The 21,671-nt window shown below is 68.6% G+C and carries 29 protein-coding genes and 1 riboswitch; of the genes, 18 read left to right on the forward strand and 11 right to left on the reverse strand.

Features of this window, described 5'->3' with window-relative positions:
• Positions 1–45 precede the first annotated feature (45 nt).
• From DNK52_RS07045 to DNK52_RS07070, 6 genes are all read left to right on the forward strand, one after another.
• The gene (locus DNK52_RS07045; RefSeq protein ID WP_110240275.1) at positions 46–561 is read left to right on the forward strand and encodes a phage tail protein; all 516 of its coding nucleotides are present in this window, start codon (positions 46–48) and stop codon (positions 559–561) included.
• 10 nt (positions 562–571) lie between these two features.
• Complete coding sequence (locus tag DNK52_RS07050) at positions 572–1,081, forward strand: phage tail protein (RefSeq protein ID WP_110240276.1); 510 nt, start codon at positions 572–574, stop codon at positions 1,079–1,081.
• Positions 1,082–1,089: 8 nt separating this feature from the next.
• On the forward strand, positions 1,090–1,617 hold the full coding sequence (locus DNK52_RS07055) for a phage tail protein (protein ID WP_110240277.1): 528 nt from the start codon (positions 1,090–1,092) through the stop codon (positions 1,615–1,617).
• 43 nt (positions 1,618–1,660) lie between these two features.
• Complete coding sequence (locus DNK52_RS07060; protein ID WP_110240278.1) at positions 1,661–2,155, forward strand: hypothetical protein; 495 nt, start codon at positions 1,661–1,663, stop codon at positions 2,153–2,155.
• A 64-nt stretch (positions 2,156–2,219) separates the two neighbouring features.
• Positions 2,220–2,873 (forward strand): DUF998 domain-containing protein, encoded by a 654-nt coding sequence (locus DNK52_RS07065; protein ID WP_162598662.1) that lies wholly within the window; start codon positions 2,220–2,222, stop codon positions 2,871–2,873.
• 130 nt (positions 2,874–3,003) lie between these two features.
• Complete coding sequence (locus DNK52_RS07070) at positions 3,004–4,452, forward strand: MFS transporter (protein WP_110240280.1); 1,449 nt, start codon at positions 3,004–3,006, stop codon at positions 4,450–4,452.
• A 39-nt stretch (positions 4,453–4,491) separates the two neighbouring features.
• Here the strand turns inward: DNK52_RS07070 and bluB are convergent, their stop codons facing one another.
• Positions 4,492–5,133, reverse strand: a complete 642-nt coding sequence (bluB, locus tag DNK52_RS07075) for a 5,6-dimethylbenzimidazole synthase (RefSeq protein ID WP_110240281.1) — start codon at positions 5,131–5,133, stop codon at positions 4,492–4,494.
• 48 nt (positions 5,134–5,181) lie between these two features.
• A riboswitch (cobalamin riboswitch) is annotated at positions 5,182–5,375 on the reverse strand.
• A 44-nt stretch (positions 5,376–5,419) separates the two neighbouring features.
• On the reverse strand, positions 5,420–6,298 hold the full coding sequence (locus DNK52_RS07080; protein ID WP_110240282.1) for a hypothetical protein: 879 nt from the start codon (positions 6,296–6,298) through the stop codon (positions 5,420–5,422).
• Positions 6,299–6,420: 122 nt separating this feature from the next.
• On the opposite strand from DNK52_RS07080, the gene DNK52_RS07085 reads away from it, so the two are divergent.
• The 3 genes from DNK52_RS07085 (at position 6,421) to DNK52_RS07095 (ending at position 9,664) form a co-directional block, all read left to right on the forward strand.
• Entirely contained in the window at positions 6,421–7,128 is a 708-nt protein-coding gene (locus tag DNK52_RS07085; RefSeq protein WP_110240283.1) for a DUF4232 domain-containing protein, read from the forward strand.
• 88 nt (positions 7,129–7,216) lie between these two features.
• Complete coding sequence (locus DNK52_RS07090) at positions 7,217–7,870, forward strand: TetR/AcrR family transcriptional regulator (RefSeq protein ID WP_110240284.1); 654 nt, start codon at positions 7,217–7,219, stop codon at positions 7,868–7,870.
• 78 nt (positions 7,871–7,948) lie between these two features.
• On the forward strand, positions 7,949–9,664 hold the full coding sequence (locus tag DNK52_RS07095; RefSeq protein ID WP_110240285.1) for a phytoene desaturase family protein: 1,716 nt from the start codon (positions 7,949–7,951) through the stop codon (positions 9,662–9,664).
• Between the two features lie 14 nt (positions 9,665–9,678).
• Here DNK52_RS07095 and DNK52_RS07100 read toward each other — a convergent pair whose 3' ends face one another.
• Positions 9,679–10,647, reverse strand: coding sequence for a helix-turn-helix transcriptional regulator (locus tag DNK52_RS07100; RefSeq protein ID WP_110240286.1), 969 nt, complete (start codon positions 10,645–10,647; stop codon positions 9,679–9,681).
• Positions 10,648–10,769: 122 nt separating this feature from the next.
• Between DNK52_RS07100 and DNK52_RS07105 the strand changes: the two genes are divergently transcribed.
• Complete coding sequence (locus DNK52_RS07105; RefSeq protein ID WP_110240287.1) at positions 10,770–11,165, forward strand: RidA family protein; 396 nt, start codon at positions 10,770–10,772, stop codon at positions 11,163–11,165.
• On the opposite strand, the gene DNK52_RS07110 is transcribed toward DNK52_RS07105, so the two are convergent.
• A complete protein-coding gene (locus DNK52_RS07110) occupies positions 11,162–11,509 on the reverse strand; it encodes a TfoX/Sxy family protein (protein ID WP_110240288.1) in 348 nt (115 codons plus the stop codon). The two genes, DNK52_RS07105 and DNK52_RS07110, sit on opposite strands and share 4 nt — an antisense overlap.
• A gap of 30 nt (positions 11,510–11,539) precedes the next feature.
• A complete protein-coding gene (locus tag DNK52_RS07115) occupies positions 11,540–12,091 on the reverse strand; it encodes a hypothetical protein (RefSeq protein ID WP_162598663.1) in 552 nt (183 codons plus the stop codon).
• A gap of 92 nt (positions 12,092–12,183) precedes the next feature.
• Between DNK52_RS07115 and DNK52_RS07120 the strand changes: the two genes are divergently transcribed.
• The 3 genes from DNK52_RS07120 to DNK52_RS07130 all read left to right on the forward strand — a co-directional run bounded on the left by DNK52_RS07120 (position 12,184) and on the right by DNK52_RS07130 (position 13,271).
• Positions 12,184–12,375 carry a helix-hairpin-helix domain-containing protein gene (locus tag DNK52_RS07120; RefSeq protein ID WP_110240290.1) on the forward strand — a complete coding sequence of 64 codons (192 nt, stop codon included), beginning with the start codon at positions 12,184–12,186 and terminating at the stop codon, positions 12,373–12,375.
• Positions 12,376–12,450: 75 nt separating this feature from the next.
• Complete coding sequence (locus tag DNK52_RS07125) at positions 12,451–13,017, forward strand: dihydrofolate reductase family protein (protein WP_110240291.1); 567 nt, start codon at positions 12,451–12,453, stop codon at positions 13,015–13,017.
• A 20-nt stretch (positions 13,018–13,037) separates the two neighbouring features.
• Entirely contained in the window at positions 13,038–13,271 is a 234-nt protein-coding gene (locus DNK52_RS07130) for a DUF3099 domain-containing protein (protein ID WP_110240292.1), read from the forward strand.
• A gap of 25 nt (positions 13,272–13,296) precedes the next feature.
• Here the strand turns inward: DNK52_RS07130 and DNK52_RS07135 are convergent, their stop codons facing one another.
• From DNK52_RS07135 to DNK52_RS07155, 5 genes are all read right to left on the reverse strand, one after another.
• Complete coding sequence (locus DNK52_RS07135) at positions 13,297–14,313, reverse strand: magnesium and cobalt transport protein CorA (protein WP_110240293.1); 1,017 nt, start codon at positions 14,311–14,313, stop codon at positions 13,297–13,299.
• A 9-nt stretch (positions 14,314–14,322) separates the two neighbouring features.
• Complete coding sequence (locus tag DNK52_RS07140; RefSeq protein WP_110240294.1) at positions 14,323–14,769, reverse strand: pyridoxamine 5'-phosphate oxidase family protein; 447 nt, start codon at positions 14,767–14,769, stop codon at positions 14,323–14,325.
• A 45-nt stretch (positions 14,770–14,814) separates the two neighbouring features.
• Positions 14,815–15,372, reverse strand: coding sequence for a hypothetical protein (locus DNK52_RS07145; RefSeq protein WP_110240295.1), 558 nt, complete (start codon positions 15,370–15,372; stop codon positions 14,815–14,817).
• 97 nt (positions 15,373–15,469) lie between these two features.
• Positions 15,470–16,045, reverse strand: coding sequence for a hypothetical protein (locus DNK52_RS07150; RefSeq protein ID WP_110240296.1), 576 nt, complete (start codon positions 16,043–16,045; stop codon positions 15,470–15,472).
• A 73-nt stretch (positions 16,046–16,118) separates the two neighbouring features.
• A complete protein-coding gene (locus DNK52_RS07155) occupies positions 16,119–16,637 on the reverse strand; it encodes a hypothetical protein (protein WP_110240297.1) in 519 nt (172 codons plus the stop codon).
• Positions 16,638–16,733: 96 nt separating this feature from the next.
• Between DNK52_RS07155 and DNK52_RS07160 the strand changes: the two genes are divergently transcribed.
• From DNK52_RS07160 to DNK52_RS07180, 5 genes are all read left to right on the forward strand, one after another.
• Entirely contained in the window at positions 16,734–17,102 is a 369-nt protein-coding gene (locus DNK52_RS07160) for a DUF3054 domain-containing protein (protein WP_110240298.1), read from the forward strand.
• A gap of 63 nt (positions 17,103–17,165) precedes the next feature.
• Positions 17,166–18,740, forward strand: coding sequence for a molybdopterin-dependent oxidoreductase (locus DNK52_RS07165; RefSeq protein WP_239455433.1), 1,575 nt, complete (start codon positions 17,166–17,168; stop codon positions 18,738–18,740).
• 164 nt (positions 18,741–18,904) lie between these two features.
• Complete coding sequence (locus tag DNK52_RS07170; RefSeq protein WP_110240300.1) at positions 18,905–19,537, forward strand: fasciclin domain-containing protein; 633 nt, start codon at positions 18,905–18,907, stop codon at positions 19,535–19,537.
• Positions 19,538–19,563: 26 nt separating this feature from the next.
• Entirely contained in the window at positions 19,564–20,184 is a 621-nt protein-coding gene (gene sigK / locus DNK52_RS07175; RefSeq protein WP_239455434.1) for an ECF RNA polymerase sigma factor SigK, read from the forward strand.
• Positions 20,181–20,867, forward strand: a complete 687-nt coding sequence (locus DNK52_RS07180) for an anti-sigma factor (protein WP_110240301.1) — start codon at positions 20,181–20,183, stop codon at positions 20,865–20,867. The genes sigK and DNK52_RS07180 overlap by 4 nt, the downstream gene beginning before the upstream one ends.
• Positions 20,868–20,959: 92 nt before the next feature.
• Here DNK52_RS07180 and DNK52_RS07185 read toward each other — a convergent pair whose 3' ends face one another.
• Complete coding sequence (locus DNK52_RS07185; RefSeq protein ID WP_162598664.1) at positions 20,960–21,547, reverse strand: hypothetical protein; 588 nt, start codon at positions 21,545–21,547, stop codon at positions 20,960–20,962.
• Positions 21,548–21,671 lie beyond the last annotated feature (124 nt).

A 21,671-nucleotide genomic window follows, 5' to 3' on the forward strand; every position in this document is an offset into this window, starting at 1 on the left:
CATCCGGAGACCAGTTGCTGGTCAGAGCAGTGGTTGAGGAAGCGCATGAGTGAGCCCTTCGTTGGCGAGATCCGTCTCTTCGCCGGCAACTTCGTACCTGTCTGGTGGATGCCTTGTGACGGGCGGACGTTGTACATCTCCGAGTATGAAATTCTGTTCACGCTCATCGGCACCACCTACGGGGGCGACGGAATTGCCACCTTCAAGTCGCCCGACCTGAGAGGCCGGGTGCCGATTCACCAAGGCAGGTCGTCCGAAGGCATCGCGCAAGCGATTGGTCAGACGGGAGGCCAGGAGTCAGTCACGCTGAACCGACAGCAGATCCCGGCGCACACGCACTCGGTGCCCGCCTCCCCGGTGGGCGCGACCTCGCGCACGGCTGTCGGCAACGCTCGGGCTCTGCTGCCTGACGGAGAGAAGGCGTACTCCGCGGGGCCTGCCAGCAGTGAGATGGCACAGACGTCTGTTGCTGGCGCGACAGAGCCGCACGAGAACCGACAGCCGTTCCTCGCGATCACTTACATCATCGCCGTCGAAGGCGTCTTCCCCTCCCCCTACTAAGGAGACCGCCATGTCAGGAGCAGATCCCTTCATCGGAGAAGTCGCGCTCTACCCCTACAGCTTCGTGCCCGCGGGCTGGGCGTCGTGCGACGGTCAGCTCTTGGCGATCAGATCCAATACAGCACTCTTCAGCATCCTCGGGACGACCTATGGGGGGAACGGAGTAACCACCTTCGCCCTCCCCAACCTGAACGGTCGCGCGGCGCTGGCCACGGGACAGGGAAACGGGTTGTCGCACTATGACCTGGGTGAGCAGGGTGGCGAGGAGACGGTGACCCTGCTGGCGTCCCAGATGCCGCTCCACGCTCACGCCACGCTCGCGGACCCTGGCGCGGCGACCAGCCGAGACCCCGTCGGCTCTGTGCCGGCTGCCGGAACCGTCGCGCTGCACACTGCTGCCGCCACAGTTGATGAACCCCTGGGCACCAGCGGTGGCAACCAGCCCCACAACAACATGCAGCCCTCTCTGCGGCTGCGTTACTGCATTGCCCTGACGGGTATCTTTCCCCAACGATCCTGAGGAACAGCATGAGCACCGAACCCTACGTGGGCGCGATCCAGTGGGTCTCGTTCAATTTTGCGCCGCGGCACTGGGCGCTGTGCAACGGCCAACTACTGTCGATCAACCAGTACCAGGTCTTGTTCGCACTCCTCGGCACCACGTACGGGGGCAATGGCGTGACAACCTTCGCGCTTCCGGATCTGCAGGGTCGAACGCCCATTGGCGTCCCCGGCGGCGCAGCGGCCGGCGAGTCGCTGGGCGAGAGTTCCCACACGTTGTTGGGCAGCCAACTCCCGCAGCACGCTCACACGATCGGCGTCTCGGATGCTCGGGCGACGAGTGTCGTTCCTGGGCCAGCGAGCGCCGTGTTGGCCGGTGGAAATCGAGCCTTCGTTGATCGAGCCGTGGGAGACGGGGCAGCCGAGACGGCCCCAACGATGTCTGCTGGGGCAGTCTCTGTGGTGGGTGGTACGCAACCTCACGACAACATGCAGCCGTTCCTCACCCTCAACGCGATCATCTGCCTCAACGGCATCTACCCGAACCGGTCCTGACCAACTCCTGCTTCAGTCCTCCGAATCAACACAGGAGATCCAGATGCTCCACACCACTCGCCGGACCGTGCTGAGCGGCGCCGCCTGGACGGTACCCGCGGTGACGCTTGCGAGCGCTGCCCCCGCGTTCGCCGACTCAGTCGTGCCTGACATCGCCTTCACCTCAGGGGCAACCAAGCTCGTCACCGACGGTGACTTCTTCGGTGTGCAGTTCGAGGACGCGTTCCTGACGGTGGCTCCGGATGTACTCGGCCTTGCGGCCGAACTGACCCTCACGGTGGTGTTCGTGCCCACCAGCGGTGACGACGAACTCTTCTCCGACCTCACGGCTCCCGCCGGTTGGATCCACCAGCCTCGCAGCGCAACCGTTCGCAACCTCCTGGTCTTCGCTCGTCCGACAATCCCGACGTCCGGTGCGCTCGTGCCGATCGAGGACGGTATCTACTTCGGCACCGACGACGTGTCCCAGCGGGGCACCTTCGCGCTGACCTTCCGGGTCGGCGACCTCAGTACGACGTGGATGGTCTCCACCCCCTGACAGGCCCCGAAGGTTGTGTGAGGTGGGCATTGCTACTGCGACTGCTGCACGGATAGGTGTCAGGTTGACGTCATCGGGCTCCGCACGCCAGGCCGCGCGCTGGGGAGCGCTGGCACTGCTCGTACGACCGCTCTACATCGCGACCGAGTTCGTCGTGGCCGCGGCAACGACGGGCGGCTACAACTTCCTCTCCGATTCGGTCAGCCGACTCGGCGAGATTGGTTGCTCGGCGGCGTACTGCTCGCCGTGGCACGAATTGATGAACGGCTCATTCATCGGCTTCGGTGCCTTGCTGGTCGGCGGTGCGGTGCTGCTCTCGAGGCCTCTGGGGCCTTGGGTCACAGGATTGTTGGTGGTCTCCGGGCTGAGCTCGGTCGCCACCGGGCTCGCTCCCCTCGACCAGGACGCCACCCTGCATGCAGTCGCCGCGGCACCCTTGTTCGTGGCACAACCGATCGCGTTGATCGTTCTCGGCGTTCGGTTGCGCAAGGAGCGGCCGCGGCTGGCCCAGGCACTCATGGCTGCGGGGGTCGTGACCGGCGCGGCGGCCGTGTCATTCGTGCTCTCCGGCGACGGCTCCGCATCGGGTGCCCTCGAACGTCTTGCCCTGTGGCCGGTGTTCATCGGGCTGGCCGGCTTCGCATGGACGCAACTGCGCGCCGAGGATCGCACCGTGCCACTGTCGCGCACCTCACGCCCCCACCACGGCGGCTCCTGACCCGTTGCTGGGGTAGTTTTTCTCCCCTGACCCGGCACGGACCGGGTGAAGGCACACGCGCCGACAGCGACGTGGGTCCGAGGCTGGAAACCTCCAGAGACAGTCACGAAAAACCTCTGGAGCTCTCCGCATGTCATCGACTCTGCCCGCCTCGTCGACCCGCTGGTGGGCGCTCGTCGTCCTCGGCCTCACCCAGCTGATGGTCGTCCTCGACGGCACCATCGTCGCCATCGCCCTGCCGGCCGCCCAGGCCGAGCTCGGCATCGACGACAGCCAGCGTCAGTGGGTCGTCACCGCCTACGCCGTCACCTTCTCCGCCCTGCTCCTGCTCGGCGGACGCATCGCCGACTACTGGGGCCGCAAACGCACCTTCATGGTCGGCATGGCCGGTTTCGGCGCCGCCTCCGTGTGGGGCGGGCTGGCCCAGTCGGGCGGCGAGCTCATCGCGGCACGCGGACTCCAAGGCGTCTTCGCTGCTCTCCTGGCCCCCGCCGCCCTGGCCATGGTCTCCGTGCTCTTCCCCACGGGACGTGACCGCAACGTGGCCTTCGCCGTCTTCGGCATCGTCGCGGGCACCGGCGCCGCCTTCGGCTTCCTGCTCGGCGGCGCGCTCACCCAGTACGCCGACTGGCGCTGGTGCCTGCTGGTCAACGTCTTCTTCGTGGTCGCCGGCCTGATCGGCGGCAAGGTCCTGCTCGTCGAGAGCAAGGCCGAGGGCGACACCCGCTACGACCTCATCGGCACCGTCGCGGTGGCCCTGTCACTCGGCTCCCTGATCTACGGCTTCGCGCGGGCCGAGCACGGCTGGGGTGAGGTCGACACCCTCGGCTTCCTCGCGGCCGGCGTCATCCTGATGGGCGTCTTCGTTTGGTGGCAGACCCGCACCTCCCACCCGCTGCTGCCCCTGCGCGTCGTTCGCGACCGCGTACGCGGCGGAGCCTTCCTGCTGCAGGCGTTCGTGGGCGTGGTCATGGTCGGCGCGATGCTCTACCTGACCTTCCACTTCCAGATCGTGCTCGGCATGAGCCCCCTCGCCGCCGGCTTCGGCAACGTCGCGATGACCGCCGTGATCATGGCCACCGCACCGGTCTCCACCAAGCTCTTCACCTCCTTCGGCCCTCGCGCCGTGCTCACGACCGGTCCGCTGCTCGTCGCCGCCGGCCTCTTCTTCCTCAGCGGCATCACCGCCCAGGGCAGCTACTGGTCGGAGGTCCTGCCCGGCCTCGTCGTGATGGGCCTCGGCTTCTCGCTGATCTTCGTGCCGCTGCAGAACCTCGCCCTCTCGGGTGTCGACCCGCACGACGCGGGCGTCGCCTCCGCCTTCGCCAACGCCTCCATGCACGTGGGCGGGTCGGTCGCGGTGGCCGTCTTCACCGCCCTCTACACCTCTTCCCTGGCCGACTCGCTCGCCCGGGGCCAGGGCCAGCTCCCCGCCATGGCCGAGTCGTACGGCGACGTCTTCATCGTCGCGGCCTGCGTCATGGTGCTCGGCGCTCTCACGTCCTTCGTCCTCTTCCGCGGACCGCGCGCGTCGGTCATGCCGCCCGCCGACGCGGACGCGGTGGTCGCCGCCCACTGACCGCGCCAGGTCACGGCGAGCAAGGGGTCGTACGCGAACTCACGCCTCGCGCGAGACCTCTCGGTAGCGGTCCAGGTGAATCGCGTCGACCAATGGCCGCTTCGATCGCCAGCCGTGGCGCTCCAGGTCGGGCACCTCCTGGAGTTGGGTGACAGGTCCGAGGCAGAGCCACGCCACGGGCCGAATGCGGCTCGGGATACCCAACAGCTCCTGGAGGTACTCCTCCCGATAGAAGGAGACCCACCCCAGGCCGAGGCCCTCGGCCGTCGCTGCCAGCCACAGGTTCTGGATGGCCAGGCAGCTCGAATAGAGCCCGGCGTCAGCGATCGCGTGGCGACCGAGGACCGCCGGACCACCGCGCTCGCTGTCGTAGGTGACCACGATGCCGAGCGTGGACTCCATGATCCCCTCGACCTTGATCCGGGAAAACGTCTCGGCGCGCTCACCCTCCAGGCTCGCGGCGAACGTCTCGCGCTCACTGCGTACGTGCTCCTGGAACTGGCCACGGGTCCCCTCGTCCCGGACGAGGACGAAGTCCCAGGGCTGGCTGTTGCCCACACTCGGTGCGGCGTGCGCCGCGATCAGAATCCGCTCCAGCGTCTCGTCCCCGATGGGGTCGCCGGTGAACTCGGCGCGCACGTCACGGCGGCGAAAGATGGCTTCGTACAGGTCAGATGACATTTGGGGCTCCCGCAGTTCGCGCCGCCTGACGCCCTCGCGGGCAGGACAGACGGCTGGTCAAGCGAGGCCGGTCTTCGGACTTCCCGTCGACGTCACCGGTCGCCTTCCCAGGATCTTCGATCCCAGTGGCTGCGCGTCAGCGCGTGACCGGCAACTCAAGGTCACCGCAGCGGGCCCTGTGCCGGAATCTCACCGGCTTCCCGATTCTCCCCTTGCGGGGCACCTCGCAGGTTGTTGCCACGGGTGAACCTACTCCACGACGACCGCTCGCGAGCCGCCGCAGCGATCACGGAGCGGACTCCGCCTCGCGTCTGGCAGCGAAGTAGAGCTCCAGCTCTCGGAACGTCTCGGGATCCAGCGCACCCTCAGGATCCGCCACGATGTCGCGCTCGATCCGCTCGCGGGCCGCTCCGTGGAGCGAGGCGCCCAGAGCGTACGGAAGGTTGTTGACGTACCAAGGTCGGAAGAGCCGCGCCCCCAACCGCTGCAGCACCAGCGAGATCAGGCCGGGTTGGCCTCGCCGGACCCAGAACCCGACCGCCCGCCCGAGGACGAGGGCGAGTCCGAACGCCATGGCCATGATGCTCACCGTCGACACGATCTCGTCGCTCGCGAAGTTGTCCATCGTCGAGGACAGGACTCCGTAGTAGACCGGGATCAACACCTCGACCTGGTCCACCAACGGGCTGACCTGTTCGGCGATGCCGACCAGCTCCCGGATCGAGTCGAGGTCCGGCTTCGCCCCCCACGCCTCACGCACGTGGCCGAAGGCATCCAGGAAACTCCCGTCGGAAGCGGCGTCCCGCGCCTGGCCAACCTCGCTGTATGTGGTCTCGATGCCACGCAGGGTCTCCGTCCCTCGCTCGGCCGACTCCTGGAGCTCCTGTTGGGCCGGTGCGTGCTGGTCCAGGTAGTCGATGGCGCCCTGGATCTCCTCGCGGTGCTCGACGACGTACTTCGCGTCGCGGTACTCGTCGACCAGGGTGGGCACCGCGGCGAGGGCGTCGTAGCTCTTGGCGCCCACCGTCTCCGCATCACTGATGGCAACGCTGACGGCCGCACCCGCACCGTAGGCCTTGATCCCCATCTCCAGGAACGAGCCCAGCACCAGGCGCCCGACCTCCAGCCTGCGCCACAGCGGCGGGTCATCGGGGCTGGTGGTCACGGAAGTCCTCCGGTGTTTCGCGGGCAGTGTGCAGGTCCCTGTGCCCCGGGGGCCGACGCCGCAACCATGTGTCCGTCGGAGTGCCTCATCACGGCTGGCTGCGTCATGCAAAGGTGTGCGCCATGCGCCTGCTCCCGTTCCACGCCCTGACCGCTGCGCTCACGGGCGCAGTGCTCGCCCTGAGCGCTTGCGGCGCTGACGAGTCCCCCGCAGCCGAAAGCACCCCCACGGTTTCTGAACCCCCTACGACCGCCGGTGCGCCGGACGAATCGGAACTCGCGCCCGGTTGGGACGAAGCACCTGACGGCCCTGCACCGACCGCGGACGCCGACCTGTCCGACGCCGCGCTGAAGAAGTTGCTGCGTACGCGCAGCTCGGCAGGCAACAGCGCAGACAGTTGTGGCCCCGACGACGTGACCGCCCAACTGTCGGGGATAGACGTCGCACTCGGCCACCGCTACACCTCACTGGTCGTGAAGAACACGTCGTCGCGGCCCTGCGTCGTCGACGCAGTGGCCGGCGTCGGCGCCCGCGGCGAGTGGGGCAACCGCTTCACTCTGACCGTCCAGCCAGGGTCGTCCATCTCCGGCGCCTCCGGCGCGTCCGTACGCCTCGCACCCGGCGGGGAGGCCGGGGCGCTGATGGAGTGGACCGGAGAGCTCGCCGGCCACGACGCGGAGAAGGCCTCGATGCTGGTGGTTCAACTCGCGCCCGGACAGGTCCCCGTGCGCGTGGCCGCCCGCCTCAACGACGTGCCCGACGAGGAGAGCGCCCTCGACATCGGCATGCTCACCACAATCAAGCTCGGGCCCTTCGAGCCCCGCTCCTGACCGCCAGCAGCGCCACCGGGAGGGCCACCTCACCCTGTGGCGGGCGCAGCAGCGGGGCTCTTCGCGCTGCCAGCCCTAGGGTGGCCCCGTGAACGAGTCCCCCGCGCCGATCCACGCCGCCGCAGCGCGCGGCTCCCGTCGCCGCGAACGTACGCGCGCCCAACTCCTCGACGCAGCCGAGCTCCTGCTCTCGCAGCACGCGCCCGAGGAGATCCGGATCGAGGACGTCGCTTCCGCAGCTGGCGTCTCGGCGGCCTCGGTCTACGTGCACTTCGGCACCAAGGACGGGCTCCTGGCGGCCGTCACCGAACGCGTCCTGGGCGTTGCCACCGAGGCCTTGCGGGCGGCGTACGCAGCCGAGGTCTCGCCGTTGGAACGGTTCGCCGGCGTCGGCGCGGCCTACCTGCGCCTGCTCCTCGACCATCCGGCGGTGACGAAGTACCTGAGCGTCACCGGCGAGCGCGGCCCGCGTACGCCGGTTGAGACCGAGGTCGTCGAGAGGTTCAGCGAGCTGCGGCGTGAGTTCGAGCAGAGCATCCGCGACGCCGTGGAGTCGGGCGCGATCCGCAGGATCGACCCGGAGCTCATGTCCTACTTCCTCTTCGGCGCCTGGAACGGGGTCGCCGCCCTGGCGCTGCGCCGCGACGCCCTGGTGATGTCACCGGAGCGGGTCGAGGCCGCGGTGATCGAGTCCGGACTGGTCCTGCTTGAGGGCCTGATGGTGAATTCTCCAAGCGCCTGAGGGCTGCGGGCTTGGCACGAGGGCCTCGACAGAGTTAACTGGAGTCAGACTCCAGATTACTTCTCAGAACGGATCGACATGACGCAGACCGCCGAGCCCACCACCCTGAGCGCTGGGGCCGAGGTCGACCCCCAGTCGAGCCCGGACACTTGGGACGCCGTCGTCATCGGGGCCGGTCCCGGCGGACTCACCACCGGCGCCTACCTCGCCGCCAACGGCAAGAAGGTGCTCGTGCTCGAGGCCAACCAGGTCGTCGGTGGCAGCACCCAGGTCTTCCGTCGCGCCGGCAACAAGTTCGAGTTCGACGTCGGCACCCACTACGTCGGCGAGTGCGGCCCCGGCGGTCGCATGCAGACCGCGTTGAGTGGCCTCGCGCTCACCGAGCGGATCAAGTGGCTGCGCCAGCGCCCCGAGGGCCACTGCCGGATCATGATCCCCGGCACGACGCTCGAGACGCCGACGGGCTGGGACACCTACCTCGAGCGACTGATCGCGGCCTTCCCTGCGGAGGAAGCGGGTCTGCGCCGCTGCGTACGCATCCTGCGGATCATCTCGGCCGGCGAGGAGCCGCGTCGCAAGCTGTGGACGCTCCTGCGCTGGGGACTGCGCCCCATCACCACGCTCATGGACGCGTGCGGTCTCAGCGCCGACGCGCAGGCAGTCATCCTCGCCGAGAACGGCGACTACACGTGGCCGCCCTACCGCACCCCCGCCGTCATGCACGGTGGCCTGCTCCACCACTACCTCCAGGCCGGCGCCTACTACCCGCGCGGCGGCGGTCAGGTCATCGGCGCCCACCTGACCGACGTGATCCAGTCTCACGGCGGGACTGTGCGTACCAAGTCGCGCGTCGAGCGCATCCTGATCGAGGACGGCCGCGCCGTCGGGGTGCGGCTGCGCAGCGGCGAGGAGTTCCGCTCTGACGTCGTCGTCGCCGCAGGTGACTACAAGAAGACGTGGACCGAACTGGTCGGCGACGAGCACCTGACACGCAAGCTGCGACGCAGGCTCGCCGACCTGGAGATGACGCAGCCGATGTTCGCCGTCTACGTCGCGCTCGACGTCGACCTGCGCGAGCGGGACACCCCTCCACTGGCCTGGGTGTGGCCCAACAACGACGTCGACGGGTACTACCGCGAGGTCGAGGCCGGTCGCTGCCCCGAGCAGATGCCGGTCGGCATCAGCTGTCCTACCGCGAAGGACCCCGAGGGCACGCACTCGGCGCCTCCCGGCTACTCGACGCTCGAGCTCGTGAGCTGGGCGCCGAAGGAGCACGCGTTCTGGAACGTCGACGGCGACCCGATGGAGGGGGCCGACTACGGGCGCGACGAGAAGTACCGCGCACTGAAGGCGGAGTTGACCGAGCGCGTGCTCGACACGGCCTCGCTGATGATCCCCGACCTGCGCGAGCGGATGGTCTTCTGCGAGGCGTCCACGCCGATGAGCCAAGAACGCTTCACCCTGACCTCCGACGGCTCCTGCTACGGCATCGCGCCGCTGATCAAGAACCTCGGCCCGTTCCGCCCCAAGGTCACCACCCACATCCCGGGCCTGTTCCTGGGTGGCGCGAGCACCGAGCACATGTTCGGCATCAACGCCACGATCTGGGGCGGCATGAAGACCGCGGGCACGATCCTGGGCCGAGACCTCGAGCAGGAGGTCAAGGACGGAGCGGTCTTCGTCAACGAGGCCGACCTGACCGAGATCACCGAGGACTGGGACCCGCTGCACGCGTCCAAGCCCGGCTCGAACATCCGCCGCCCCGTACGCCGTCGCCCGCAGACCACCGCCTGAAGGGATGCCGACCCTCACGGTTGGTAGCGAGTGACCAGCGTCTTCGCGCGCTCGCACAGAGCGCGGCGGACGCTGGCAGGCTCGAGCACCTCAGCATCGGCGCCCAGTTGCCACACGGCCCAGACCGCGTGCCGCAGGTCCTCGAAAGTGATGTCGAGTCGGACCCAGCCGCCGTCACCCGCCAATTCCTCGGCGCGAACGGCGCGTGCGTTGTTCAACAGTTCGTCGCGGCGGGACTGCCGCACGATGACACTCACGGGGAGGTGGCCTTCGGAGAGGAACTGTGCGCTGCGCTCGGCCCAGGTGCGGACCAAGTCGACTTGCGCCGGACGTTGCGCCGATTGTGGGAGCACTTCGGCCCGGAGCATGCGGGACAGCCGGTAGGTGCGCTCCTTGCCGGACCTGGTCGCCAGCAGGTAGGTGCGGCTGCGGACGGTGACCAGGCCGATCGGGTCGACGACGCGCGTGCTCGGCGTTTCCCCGGAGGCGGAGTAGTCGAAGCGGAGTCGACGCCCCGTGAGTACGGAACGGCGGACCTCGCTCATCACACCGGGGGCCAGGTCCTCGGCGGTCGGCCGTCGCGACAGCAGGTCAGTCTCCGGCTCGACCAGGAACCGTGTGGCCGCGTCGTTCAGGTTCGCTCGATGCCCCTCGGGCAAGGCGTCGACCACCTTGCGCATCGCGGAGGCCAACGGGGCGCTGAGCCCGAACACCTTCTCCCCCTGGCCCGATCCGGCAGTGAGCAGAGCGAGGGCTTCGTCGTGGGTCAACCCCGTCAACTCCGTGCGGAACCCGGGCAGCAGTGAGAAACCGCCATGACGACCGCGGTCAGCGTAGACCGGGACGCCCGCCGTCGACAGCGCATCGATGTCGCGCAGCACGGTCCGCGTCGACACCTCCAACTCGCGGGCCAGCTGGTCCGCCGTCAGCCGGCCCCGCTGACGCAGCAGCAAGACCACCGAGACCAACCGATCAGCGCGCACGAATCAATTCCTACCAAAAAACATGACACATGGTGTCGTGATTGCTCGCGAGGGTGGAGGTCGAGCGTCAAGGAGGGAGCCAACCGGCCCCCGGGCGCACCGCATCAGCGATCGGAGCAGCAATGGAACGAACAGCAGTGAACCCGGTGACGTGGTCGCACGAGATGGGGTTCAACCAGGGCGAACTCGTCTCGGGGCAGTCGCGGACGCTGTACATCTCAGGGCAGACGGCGATGAGCAGGAGCGGCCGACCTGAACACGACGGGGACGTCGCAGCGCAGCTCGCGTTGGCCGTGGACAACCTCGAAGCCGTGCTCAGCGAGGCCGGGATGTCGCTGACGAACCTGGTCCGCCTCAACGTCTACACGACTGACGTGGACCGGCTGCTCCCCCACTACGGCGTGCTCGCCGCCAGGCTTGGGGTCGCAGGAGTCGCCCCTACAACCACAATGCTCGGCGTCACCCGCCTCGCGATCGTTGGCCAGATGGTCGAGCTGGAGGGGACCGCCGTGGCCTAGGCTTTCGGCGGTTTCGGCTGTCGCGCCTGGGCTCGCTCCACCGCGGGGCGGACCCAGGCGTCGAGGCTGCCGGCGTCCGGGAGGTCCTCGGCTGCCACCAGGACCACGCCGCCCATGGCCCGCTCCCCCATGGTGGCTCGTTGCGCCCCTTGGGCGAGAGCCTCATCGACGCCGTCCTTGCCGACGTGGACCATCAGATCCTTCGTGCCGGTGCCGACGGCCATGTGGGTGTTGACGGTCCAGCAGAGCCCACCGAACATCTTGATCTCCCGGTAGCCGTCCGGGCCAGCGGCAGTTTGGACAGCGTCGCGGATCCGCCCCGCCAACTCTTCGTCGTACGCCATCGGCTCGTCCTCTCCGGTTCAGTCTTCGCGTCAGTCCTCGGCACGCAGGGCGGCCAGGTCGCGCGAGATCGCCTCGCTCGTGTACGAGGTCATCGCGAAGAGGTTGATGCCGTTGAGACGACCGGCTACCTCGACCTCGTCGATGCCGAGTAGTGGCGCGATGGCGGCCGAGGCGTCAAGCAGGTCCTGGGAACGCAGGAGAATCTCTGCCACCTCCACGAAGTGCGTACGCAGCTTCTGCAGGAAGAAGAGCCGCGCGATCTCCCGTTGCCGAATGACGGCAGGGTCGTTGTCGTCCGGCTCGTCACCGAAGGGATATTCGTCGCCACTGCGCTCCCACTCGCGGTCGATCCGCTCCGCCACGAGCTCGAGACACTCGACGAGTTCGGGGATCTGACTGGTCTTGAGCACGGGGCCGTGGCGTCCCCGCGCCCAGAGCCGTACGTGCGGTCCCGGTGTGCCGGTGTCGGCGTGGCTCGCGAACCAGCCATCGATGTTGAGGACCTGACCAGTGACGCCGGTCAACATGCTGGCCCCGGGCTCGTCGTGCTCCTTGGCCTCTTCGATCCCGTGCTTGCGCATCTTCGGAGCGTACCGACGCGCGGCGCCCGTTGTCTGCGCCCACACCACTTCCAGGCTCCGCCACGCGGACGCGACAGCCCTAGGGTGGTCCCATGACCCCCCTCGCAGAGCTCCCGCCCATCGGCGCCCCCGCCACCCGTGGCCTGGCCGCCGCGGGCTACACGTCCCTGCAGGAGCTGGCGGACGTACCGCGCGAAGAGCTCGCTGCGCTGCACGGCGTGGGGCCGAGGGCGCTCGGCATAGTGCAGACCGCTCTTGAGGAGCACGGCCTCAGCCTCGGTTGAGCGGCCCTTGACGGGAGTCAGCGCGAGCCCAAGACTGCAGACGAAGAGCGCCCCGTCACGTCGGAAGGACCTCGGATGCGCCAGGTCACCTACTCGATGAACACCTCACTCGACGGATACATCGAGGGGCCCGACGGCGGTATCGCTTGGTCGGTGCCGGACGACGAGGTGTTCGCCACCCACCTCGCCGAGATCCGCGGCGTCGGCGTGCACCTGCTCGGACGGCCGCTCTACGAGACGATGCTCTACTGGGAGGACGCGGACGAGGATCGCGACCTCAGCGAGGCCGAGCGGGAGTGGCGCACACTGTGGATGGCGCTGCCCAAGGTGGTCTTTTCCCGCACCCTGAGCGAGGTCCGGGGCGAGAACACCCGGTTGGCTTCCGGCACGCTGGACGAGGAGATCGCCCAGCTGCGCAGCGAGCCGGGCGATGGTGACATCGCGATCGGCGGCGCCACCCTGGCCGCGCAGGTCGCCGCACTGGACCTGATCGACGAATACCGGTTGATGATCCACCCCGTCCTGGTCGGCGGCGGCCGGCCGTACTTCGCCCAGGCTGGCCGCCAGGTCGGACTCGAGCTCGTCGGGACGCGGACGTTCGACTCCGGCGTCGTGCAGCTGCGCCACCGCGTACGCCACTGAGTTGTTGAGGGCTGAGACCTGTGGACCCCGACGAACGCCACTCCGTCACCGACGCACGCGAGGCGCAGAGCGCCCGGCTGCGGCGGCGTCAGCGCTGGTACTTCTCCCTGATGGGGATCTGCCTGACCCTGATCCTGCTGGCCTGGAACGTGGTCCGCTTCTGGTCCACGACCACGGCAGTCGTCATGTCCTTCGTGGCCGCGGTCATCCCGCCCATCGCCGTCGTCATCGCCAACTGGGGCGAGGACCGCTGACGTACGCCGGCACCTCGCCGCCGACCTACAACCAGCCGCGCCGCTTGAAGACCGTGTAGAGGCACAACGCCATCAGGAGCATCAACCCGATCGCCATCAAGTACCCGAAACGCCAGCCCAGCTCGGGCATCCGCTCAAAGTTCATCCCGTAGACGCTCCCCACCAGCGAGGGGGCGAAGATGATGGCGGCCCACGACGAGATCTTCTTGACCTCCTCGTTCTGCTGGACGCTGGTCTCGCTGAGGCGCTGGGTCTCCTCGTTCTGCCGCTCGGCGACCAGGGTCGCATTGACGGTCAGGATGTTCTGCAGCAGCACGCGGAAGGCGTCGACGCGCTCTACGACCCGGATGGTGTGGTCCTGCACGTCGCGCAGGTTGCGCCGCAGCTCCTCGTCGACCTCGTACTTCTCGAACCCCGCACTCAGCGCGGTGATCATGTCCAGCAGGGGTCCGGCCGCCCGCTGGAAACCGATGACCTCACGGATCAGCTCGTAGATGCGTCGCGACACCTTCGGGTCGCCCTCGAAGACCTGGTCCTCGATCTCGTCGATGTCGTTCTGCAGGCCCTCCACGACGGGGGCGTACTCGTCGACGACCTGGTCGAGGATGGCGTACAGGACGGCTTCTGGCCCCAGCGCCAGCAGGTGCGGCGCGGACTCCAGGCGCTGTCGTACGCGGCCCAGGTCCGGGGACTCGGCATGCCGCACGGTCACCACGAAGTCCTCGCCGGTGAAGACGTGGAGCTCGCCGAACTCGACCCGCTCGTCCTCCTCGACGTAGCGCGCCGGACGCAGCACCGTGAAGAGCACGTCGCCGTAGCGTTCGAGTTTGGGCCGCTGGTGCGCGGAGATGGTGTCCTCGATGGCCAGGCCGTGGATCTTGAACTCCTCGGCCACCGAGGTGATCTCCTCGGGGTCGGGTCGGTAGAGCCCGATCCACCCCAGCCCGCGCTGCTCGCGGAGGAACTCGTACGTCACCTCCAGCGAAGGCGGCTCGGCGTGCCGGTGCCCCTGGACGTAGACAGCGTTGTCGACGACGGCCATGACTGCCTCCTAGGCGGACGGGGTCTCGACCAGGGCGGGCCCGTGCACGATCCGGTCCACCTCGATCCGGATCGCGACGCGGGTGTGGTCGTTCTGCGCCGGCATCCGGTAGCGCGCCGTGTAGAGAGCGATCGCGCGCTCCACCGAGGGCTGGTCGGTGAGGACCCTGGCCCGGCCCTCGATCGTCGACCACTTCGGGCCGGCGAACTGGCACGCCGCGACCAGGGCACCGGGCTCTCCGGCGGCGACCGCGGCCTCGATGTTGCGCACCTTGCGCGAACCGGCCCTGGTGATGATCCAGGCGCAGCCCTGCTCCGGGTCGAGGGTGACACCCACCGGGACGACGTGGGGGCGACCGTCCGGACGCAACGTGGTCAGGGTGTTGATGAGGTACTCGCCGTAGAAGTCCCACAGCTTGGTCGGGATCGAGTCCCAGCCGGGACGGAAGAAGGTCATGGCGACATTCTCGCCGGTCGTACGCTTCCGCGGCTGCGGCGCGCCTTACTCGTCCAGACCAGCCATCGGATCGGTCATCGCGGTCACCGTGACGAGCGGTTGATCGCCCTTTGCATCCGTGAGCACGAGGAACAACATCTCCGTGTCGTTCCTGGCCCTGAGCGAGCCCTGCCGCATGCCGGGAGAGCTCTCCACGTCGCCGAGCGTCTTCTCGTCCTCGATGCTGAACCCATTCTCCTCAAGGCTCTGCCGGAAGTGGTCGAACTCCGCCTCGAGGTCACTGTCCTCGGCGTACGCCGCGAGGAGCGACCAGGACTCACCCTCGGTCTCTTCCACGGTCTCGTCGTCGACCGTGTCCTCGAGTTCCACCAGCACGTGAGGTTGCTTCGGCCTGGGCATCCAGTCCGGGAAGTCTTCGGGCAACGCCGCCTCGGCCAGCCCGACCGGGACCGGGACCTTCTCCCCCGAAGCCGCGTTCGTGGCCGCGTCCCCGCTCGACTCGCTCTGCTCCGAGTCATTGGCGCATGCCCCGAGCACTGCACAGGTGAGCGAGACTGCCAGCACGCCTGCGACGCGACGGTGGAGACGATGGGTGATGCGCATGAATGAATTCCTCCCGATGAACGACGGATTGTCCGCCGACACCAGCCAATCAACCGTCAGTGAAAGGGAAAAGTGCGTCCCTGTCCCTGAGATGGGATCAGGTCTGCGGCTTGACAGAGTAGTGGACCGCCGACTTGCCCAACGCGACCGAGAAACGCACTGCGACCTCGAAGCCGTGACCGATGCCGTTGACGACGCGTTGCGCGACACCGTCGACCGTCGCCGTCTCGGTCGCCTCGATCTCGTAGTCGGCCCGCTCGAGACCGGCCCGGATCCGCTCCTCGTGGGCGGCGAGATCAGTGTCGGTGACGAGCATCGTCACCTCGAAGACCCCCTGCTCAGCAGCCACTGCGTTGACGCTGTGTCCACCCTCGGGCAGCGGCAGGGTGGAGGGGAACTCCTCGGGCATCGCGAGGTCCTCGCCGATCAACAAGGTGCCGTCCTTGCCCTTGATCGTGATCGTGCCTGTCTCGGCGTCGACGTCCACGTCCTCGACGTCGTCGCCGTGCTCACCGTCGGCGATGGCCTTCTCCAGCGCGCCCTCACCAGCGGTCTCGGCCTTGTCGCGCACCTTCTCCTCCGCGCTGCAGCCGGTGACGGCGCCGAGCGCGACCACGGTGAGCGCAACCAGGGCCAGCGAGCCGGAGCGTACGAACCTCGAGTGCGGCGTCATGGTCCCTCCTCGGAGCCGGACGTGGTGGCGGGCAGATCGGCGGACGTGGTGGCGGGCGGGACGAGGGCGGTGATCAGCCCTCAGCCTTCGCCAACGTGTAGACGGCGGTGGCCTCTTCCTCAGGAGTGACCATGAGCACGATGGAGAGCTCGCGCACGGCGGACGTGGCGGTGAAGTGGACCTGCTTGCCCGACTCCTGGTCGATCCGCATGCCGTCCTCGATGGTGTAACCCGCCTCGGTGAGCCCTGACCTGAGGTGCTCTTCGAGACTCTCCATGTCGGGGGCCTCGAAGGCGAGCATCATGGTCGTCCGCTCGCCCTCCTCGTAGACCGAGTTGACCTTGTAGTCACCCTGCGGGAGCGGGACCTCCTCGGGGAAGTCATCGGGCAGCTCGACGCCTTCGCCATAGTTCATGACGTTGCCCTCGCCGTCCTCGACGGTGACCTTCTCGCCGTCGATGTCGACCTTGGAGCCCTCCTTGGAGAGCATCGCCTCGGCGGCCTCCTCGGCGGCCTTCTCCTCGGCTCCGCAGCCGGTGGCCAGGGCTGCGACGAGAAGAACGGCGCCCAGGGCGCGTACAGGACGAATCATTGCTTCCTCCAGGAAGTGTCGGACCGACCCCCCGCCGGCCCTGACAGTGGCTGCAGTCAATCACGTCACGAGCGCGGTCGATGAGAGGATCACACCATGAGCACCAGCACCTCTCCCTACGTCCTCCGGCTCGGTGCCCTGGCGCTCGACGCGGTCCTCGTGGTGGTCTTCGCTGTCCTCGGAGCACGTACGCACCACGACGGCGCGCTGGGCGTGGAGGACGTCGCCGACGTGGCCTGGCCCTTCCTGGTGGGGCTCGGCCTGGCGCACGCTCTCCTGCAGACTCCCTTCACGCTGCGCTCCGGGCTGCTCGTCTGGCTCAGCACCGTGGTGGTCGGCATGGTGCTGCGGCAGCTGACCGGCGACGGGACGGCTGTTGCCTTCGTCGTGGTCGCGACCCTCTTCAACTTCGCCACGCTGCTCGGCTGGCGGGCGATCGCCACGTGGCGCGCTCGACGCACCTGACGCGCTGTCGACGAGTCCGACGCCCCGACCCATCCGTCTGCGGCTCCGCACCGAACAGGGGTTGTGCCGACACCTCTGAGATCCACCGCGCTCCATGCCATCTACGGAATCGTCGCGACCTGCTTCGGGATGGCGCTGGCCCACCTGGTGGCGGCTCTGACGGTGCCGGACGCCTCGCCGGTCTTCGCGGTCGGATCGACCGTGATCGACCTGACCCCCACCCCGCTCAAGGAGTGGGCCATCGCGCAGTTCGGCACGGCCGACAAGGCGGTCCTGCTGGGCAGTGTCATCGTGGTCGTGCTGCTGCTCGCAGGGGTCGCCGGCATCCTGGCGCGACGCCGACCTGCCCTCGGCATCGGTTTCCTGATGGTCCTGGCCGGCCTCGGCACCGCAGCCGCCGTGCTGCGCCCCGGCGCCGGCCCGCTCGATCTCTTCCCCGGGCTGACAGCAGCCGCCGCCGGCGCGGCGTCGCTGGCGTGGATGCTTCGACTCGACGCCCAGGCAGGGACTGCGCACCAGCAGGACCCCTCTGCTGAGACGGCCGCAAACACCGGAGCCACCCCGCACTCCTCCACGACACCGAGTCGCCGCGGGGTCCTCATCGTCACCGCGGGACTGACCGCCGCCGCCGCGGGACTGGCCGCAGGCGGCCAGTGGATCAGCCGCCGCGCCCTCGCCATCGCCGACATCGCGTTCCCCACCCCCGCCGACCCGGCGGGCGCATTCCCGCGTGGCCTGGAGGAGATGGTGCCCGACATCACCCCGCTGCGTACGCCGGACGGCGACTTCTACCGGATCGACACCCGCCTCACCCTGCCGTCGGTCGACATCGACTCCTGGACGCTCACCATCGACGGCGACGTCGACCGCGAGGTCATCTTCACCTTCGACGACCTGCTGAAGATGCCGCTCACCGAACGCGACATCACCCTCACCTGTGTCTCCAACGAAGTGGGCGGCCCCTACGTCGGCAGCGCCCGATGGATCGGAGTGCCGCTGCGCGACCTGCTGGACCAAGCCGGGATCGACAGCACCGGCGCCGACCAGATCCTCAGCACCGACGTGGACGGCATGACGATCTCCACCCCACTCGACGTGGCGATCGACGGCCGTGACTCGATGATCGCGCTCGGGATGAACGGCGCCGCACTGCCTCGTCAGCACGGTTTTCCCGCGCGCATGGTCGTGCCCGGCCTGTACGGCTTCGTCTCGGCCTGCAAGTGGATCACCCGCATGACGCTGACGACGTACGACGACCAGGAGGCGTACTGGACCGAGCGGGAGTGGGCGACCGATGCCCCGATCCGGATCTCGAGCCGCATCGACACACCACGCCCCTTCGCTGACGGGAAGGCGGGCCAGATGATGATCGGCGGGATCGCCTGGGCCCAGCACGTCGGCATCGAACGAGTCGAGGTGCGCATCGACGGCGGGGCGTGGCAGAAGACCACCCTGGGGCCCGAGGTCACCGACGACCACTGGCGCCAGTGGTACCTGCCGTGGGACGCCGAGGCCGGTCGCCACCTGCTCGCCTGTCGGGCGGTCGGCAAGGACGGCACGGTCCAGGAAGCCGTGCGGCGTACGCCGTTCCCGAGCGGCTCGAGCGGCGTCCAGGAGGTCGTCGTCAACGTCTCGTGAGGCGCATCGCGACACCTGCTTGAAGATTCTTCGAGAAATGTTCCCGATCCACCCATCCGTCCTCCACCCCGCTCCGAAGACCACATGACGGCAGCAACCAGCGCAGTCGTCGGAGACCGGGGAAGACATCCCGACTCCCACCCAAAATCTCGAAAGGCGACATCATGAAGCTCTCGACTCGCACCGCCGGCCTGGCTGCACTCGCGCTCTCCATGTCCCTCGGGCTCGCCGCCTGTGGCGACAGCGACGACGACTCCACTGCCAACGACACCTCGAGCACCTCGTCGGCCACCCCGACCCCGAGCGAGGACGCCTCGATGGCTCCCGCCTCCGACGCCCCCTTCGGCCCGGCCTGCGACCAGCTCCCCACCGAGGGTGACGGCTCCGCTGCCACCATGGCCGAGCAGCCCGTCGGCACCGCCGCCGCCGGCAACCCGCTGCTGACCACCCTGGTCGCCGCGCTCACCGAGGCCGACCTGGTCGACACGCTGAACTCCGCCGAGGCGCTCACCGTCTTCGCCCCGACCGACGAGGCCTTCGCGAAGATCCCCGAGGCTGACCTCAACGCCCTGCTCGCCGACAAGGAGATGCTGACCAAGGTGCTCACCCACCACGTCGTCGGCGAGACCGTCTCCGTCGACGAGATCGGTGGCGAGCACGAGACCCTCAACGGCACCTCGGTGACCGTCGAAGGCGCGGGCGAGGAGTGGACCGTGGACGGCGCAGCCGTCGTCTGTGGCAACGTCTCCACCGCAAATGCCAAGGTGTACGTCATCGACACGGTGCTCATGCCCTGATCGAACGACAACCACCAAGGACTGACGTGGACCACTTGAGGCCCGTACCCCCGGAGGATCCCGCACACGCGGGGTCCTCCGGGGAGGGCGCCGCTTCTCCCGGCCCCGACCCGGCCGCCCTGCTGCACTCCGCAGCACGCGGCGACGAGGCGGCGTTCGCGCAGTTCTACGACCTCACCAGCTCGAAGGCGTACGGCCTGGCCCTGCGCGTGGTCCGCAACCCGGCCCACGCGCAGGAGGTCACCCAGGAGGCCTACCTCGACGTGTGGCGCCAGAGCGCCAGGTACGACTCGTCCAGAGGCTCGGCCATGGCCTGGCTGATGACCATCGTGCACCGCAAGGCAGTCGACCGGGTCCGCTCGGTCGAGAGCTCCTCCGTGCGTGAGGTCACCTGGGAGCGGGAGTCCCAACCGATCGACCACGACCAGACCGCCGAGACCGCGCACGCCTCCCTCGAGGGACGACGTGTGCGCAGCGCGGTCGCCGAGCTGACTCCGATCCAACGCGAGGCAGTCGAGCTCGCCTACTTCGGTGGCTACACGCACACTGAGGTGGCCAGCATGCTGGACGTGCCACTCGGCACGGCCAAGACAAGAATCCGAGACGGCCTGATCCGGCTGCGAGACGCCCTGGGGGTGGGATCATGAACGACATCCATCTGCTCTCGGGCGCCTACGCCCTGGACGCGCTGGACGACCTGGAGCGAGCCCGGTTCAAGGACCACCTCGCCCAGTGCCCGGACTGCACCGAAGAAGTCGCCTCCCTACGTGAAGCCGCAGCCTTCCTGGCCGAGGAGACCCTCATGACGCCGCCCCCGGGGCTGCGTACGGCCGTGCTCACCCGGGTCTCCCAGGTGCGCCCCCTGCCGCCACTCGCTGTGCGCCGCAGGCCGAAGCATCGATTTCCTCTTCTCCTGGCTGCTGCTGTAGCGATCATCGCCGGCGTCGGTGCCGTTGCCTGGAGTCCGTGGACCAACGACGCGGCGCCCAGTGACGCCGAGCGGGTCCTCCAGGCCTCCGACGCGCAGCGCGCCGTCGTCGACCTCGGGGAGTCCGGACGGGCCACCGTGGTCCGCTCAGTCGCCGAGGACAAGGCGGTGATCGTGACCGAGGAGATGGTCGCCCCGCCCGAAGGCATGGTCTTCCAGGTCTGGTTCCAGACGCCGGAGGACGACATGGTCCCGGCCGGAGTGATGGAGCCGGTGCCCGACCAGACGCTCGTGCTCGACGGGTCGGCAGCCGACGCGGTCGGCGCCGGGATCACCGTCGAACCCGAAGGTGGTTCCCCCGCCCCGACCTCGGAGCCGATCGCCCTCTTCGACCTCACCTGAGACAACAGGACGCTCCCAGCAGACACCCTCAGCGGCCGTCGGACCCCATGGTCCGGCGGCCGCTCTGCGTGGAACGGCAGGAGGGCAGCGCCTCAGCGGGCGCAGGTGTCCTCGGCCAACGCGTACTCACCGGTGACCACACCGTCACCACGGCTGGTCAGGGTGAGGGTGGCGTCGACGGGAGTCACGGCCGCGCCGTCGGCTGCGTTCTTGAGGCGGAGGACCTCGACGTGGGTGATGACCGGTGCGACCGGGGCCTCCTCCTCGAAGGCGCCGAACTCGTTGACCGGCTCGTTGACCGGCTCGGCCGAGGTGACGGAGGAGACGAGCTCCACCTGGAGACCGTTGGCGCGAGCACGGGAGCCCACCGCTCCGCCCTCGACCTGGGCGTCGGAGGTGGGGACGAGGAAGTTGACGGTGCACGTCAGCGTGCCCACGGCGGTGACTGAAGCTCCTTCGGGCATGGGGAGCGCGAGAGGGAACCATTCGGGGGCCACCAAGCCGGGGGTGACCGCGGCAGGCGCCATGGCGAGCTCGGCAGTGGCCGCCGGGGTCTCTGCAGCGGCGCGGGACACCCGGGCGTCGTCCTCGGACGCACAACCCGCCAGCAGCCCGGTCAGCAGCACGGCTGATCCGGCCGCACCCCACCCACGGATGAGAAGACCTCGCTGACCGCGCATGGCGACCTCCGGCAGAAACGGGCCGATGCGGCTGAACACCGACACTCGATTGATAGCGAGCATGGCACGACCGCCGGACCTCGACAGGCGGGGCGATCAAGATCCCCAAAACGGGGTAGCCCGG

This window comes from Nocardioides gilvus (assembly GCF_003194605.1).
GTDB classification, from domain to species: Bacteria; Actinomycetota; Actinomycetes; order Propionibacteriales; family Nocardioidaceae; genus Nocardioides; species Nocardioides gilvus.

Coding starts and splice junctions, on each gene's coding strand:
- DNK52_RS07045 (WP_110240275.1), top strand. CDS start 46: ATGAGTGAGCCCTTCGTTGGCGAGATCCGTCTCTTCGCCGGCAACTTC.
- DNK52_RS07050 (WP_110240276.1), top strand. CDS start 572: ATGTCAGGAGCAGATCCCTTCATCGGAGAAGTCGCGCTCTACCCCTAC.
- DNK52_RS07055 (WP_110240277.1), top strand. CDS start 1,090: ATGAGCACCGAACCCTACGTGGGCGCGATCCAGTGGGTCTCGTTCAAT.
- DNK52_RS07060 (WP_110240278.1), top strand. CDS start 1,661: ATGCTCCACACCACTCGCCGGACCGTGCTGAGCGGCGCCGCCTGGACG.
- DNK52_RS07070 (WP_110240280.1), top strand. CDS start 3,004: ATGTCATCGACTCTGCCCGCCTCGTCGACCCGCTGGTGGGCGCTCGTC.
- bluB (WP_110240281.1), bottom strand. CDS start 5,133: ATGTCATCTGACCTGTACGAAGCCATCTTTCGCCGCCGTGACGTGCGC.
- DNK52_RS07085 (WP_110240283.1), top strand. CDS start 6,421: ATGCGCCTGCTCCCGTTCCACGCCCTGACCGCTGCGCTCACGGGCGCA.
- DNK52_RS07095 (WP_110240285.1), top strand. CDS start 7,949: ATGACGCAGACCGCCGAGCCCACCACCCTGAGCGCTGGGGCCGAGGTC.
- DNK52_RS07105 (WP_110240287.1), top strand. CDS start 10,770: ATGGAACGAACAGCAGTGAACCCGGTGACGTGGTCGCACGAGATGGGG.
- DNK52_RS07110 (WP_110240288.1), bottom strand. CDS start 11,509: ATGGCGTACGACGAAGAGTTGGCGGGGCGGATCCGCGACGCTGTCCAA.
- DNK52_RS07115 (WP_162598663.1), bottom strand. CDS start 12,091: ATGCGCAAGCACGGGATCGAAGAGGCCAAGGAGCACGACGAGCCCGGG.
- DNK52_RS07120 (WP_110240290.1), top strand. CDS start 12,184: ATGACCCCCCTCGCAGAGCTCCCGCCCATCGGCGCCCCCGCCACCCGT.
- DNK52_RS07125 (WP_110240291.1), top strand. CDS start 12,451: ATGCGCCAGGTCACCTACTCGATGAACACCTCACTCGACGGATACATC.
- DNK52_RS07135 (WP_110240293.1), bottom strand. CDS start 14,313: ATGGCCGTCGTCGACAACGCTGTCTACGTCCAGGGGCACCGGCACGCC.
- DNK52_RS07140 (WP_110240294.1), bottom strand. CDS start 14,769: ATGACCTTCTTCCGTCCCGGCTGGGACTCGATCCCGACCAAGCTGTGG.
- DNK52_RS07145 (WP_110240295.1), bottom strand. CDS start 15,372: ATGCGCATCACCCATCGTCTCCACCGTCGCGTCGCAGGCGTGCTGGCA.
- DNK52_RS07150 (WP_110240296.1), bottom strand. CDS start 16,045: ATGACGCCGCACTCGAGGTTCGTACGCTCCGGCTCGCTGGCCCTGGTT.
- DNK52_RS07155 (WP_110240297.1), bottom strand. CDS start 16,637: ATGATTCGTCCTGTACGCGCCCTGGGCGCCGTTCTTCTCGTCGCAGCC.
- DNK52_RS07160 (WP_110240298.1), top strand. CDS start 16,734: ATGAGCACCAGCACCTCTCCCTACGTCCTCCGGCTCGGTGCCCTGGCG.
- DNK52_RS07170 (WP_110240300.1), top strand. CDS start 18,905: ATGAAGCTCTCGACTCGCACCGCCGGCCTGGCTGCACTCGCGCTCTCC.
- DNK52_RS07180 (WP_110240301.1), top strand. CDS start 20,181: ATGAACGACATCCATCTGCTCTCGGGCGCCTACGCCCTGGACGCGCTG.
- DNK52_RS07185 (WP_162598664.1), bottom strand. CDS start 21,547: ATGCGCGGTCAGCGAGGTCTTCTCATCCGTGGGTGGGGTGCGGCCGGA.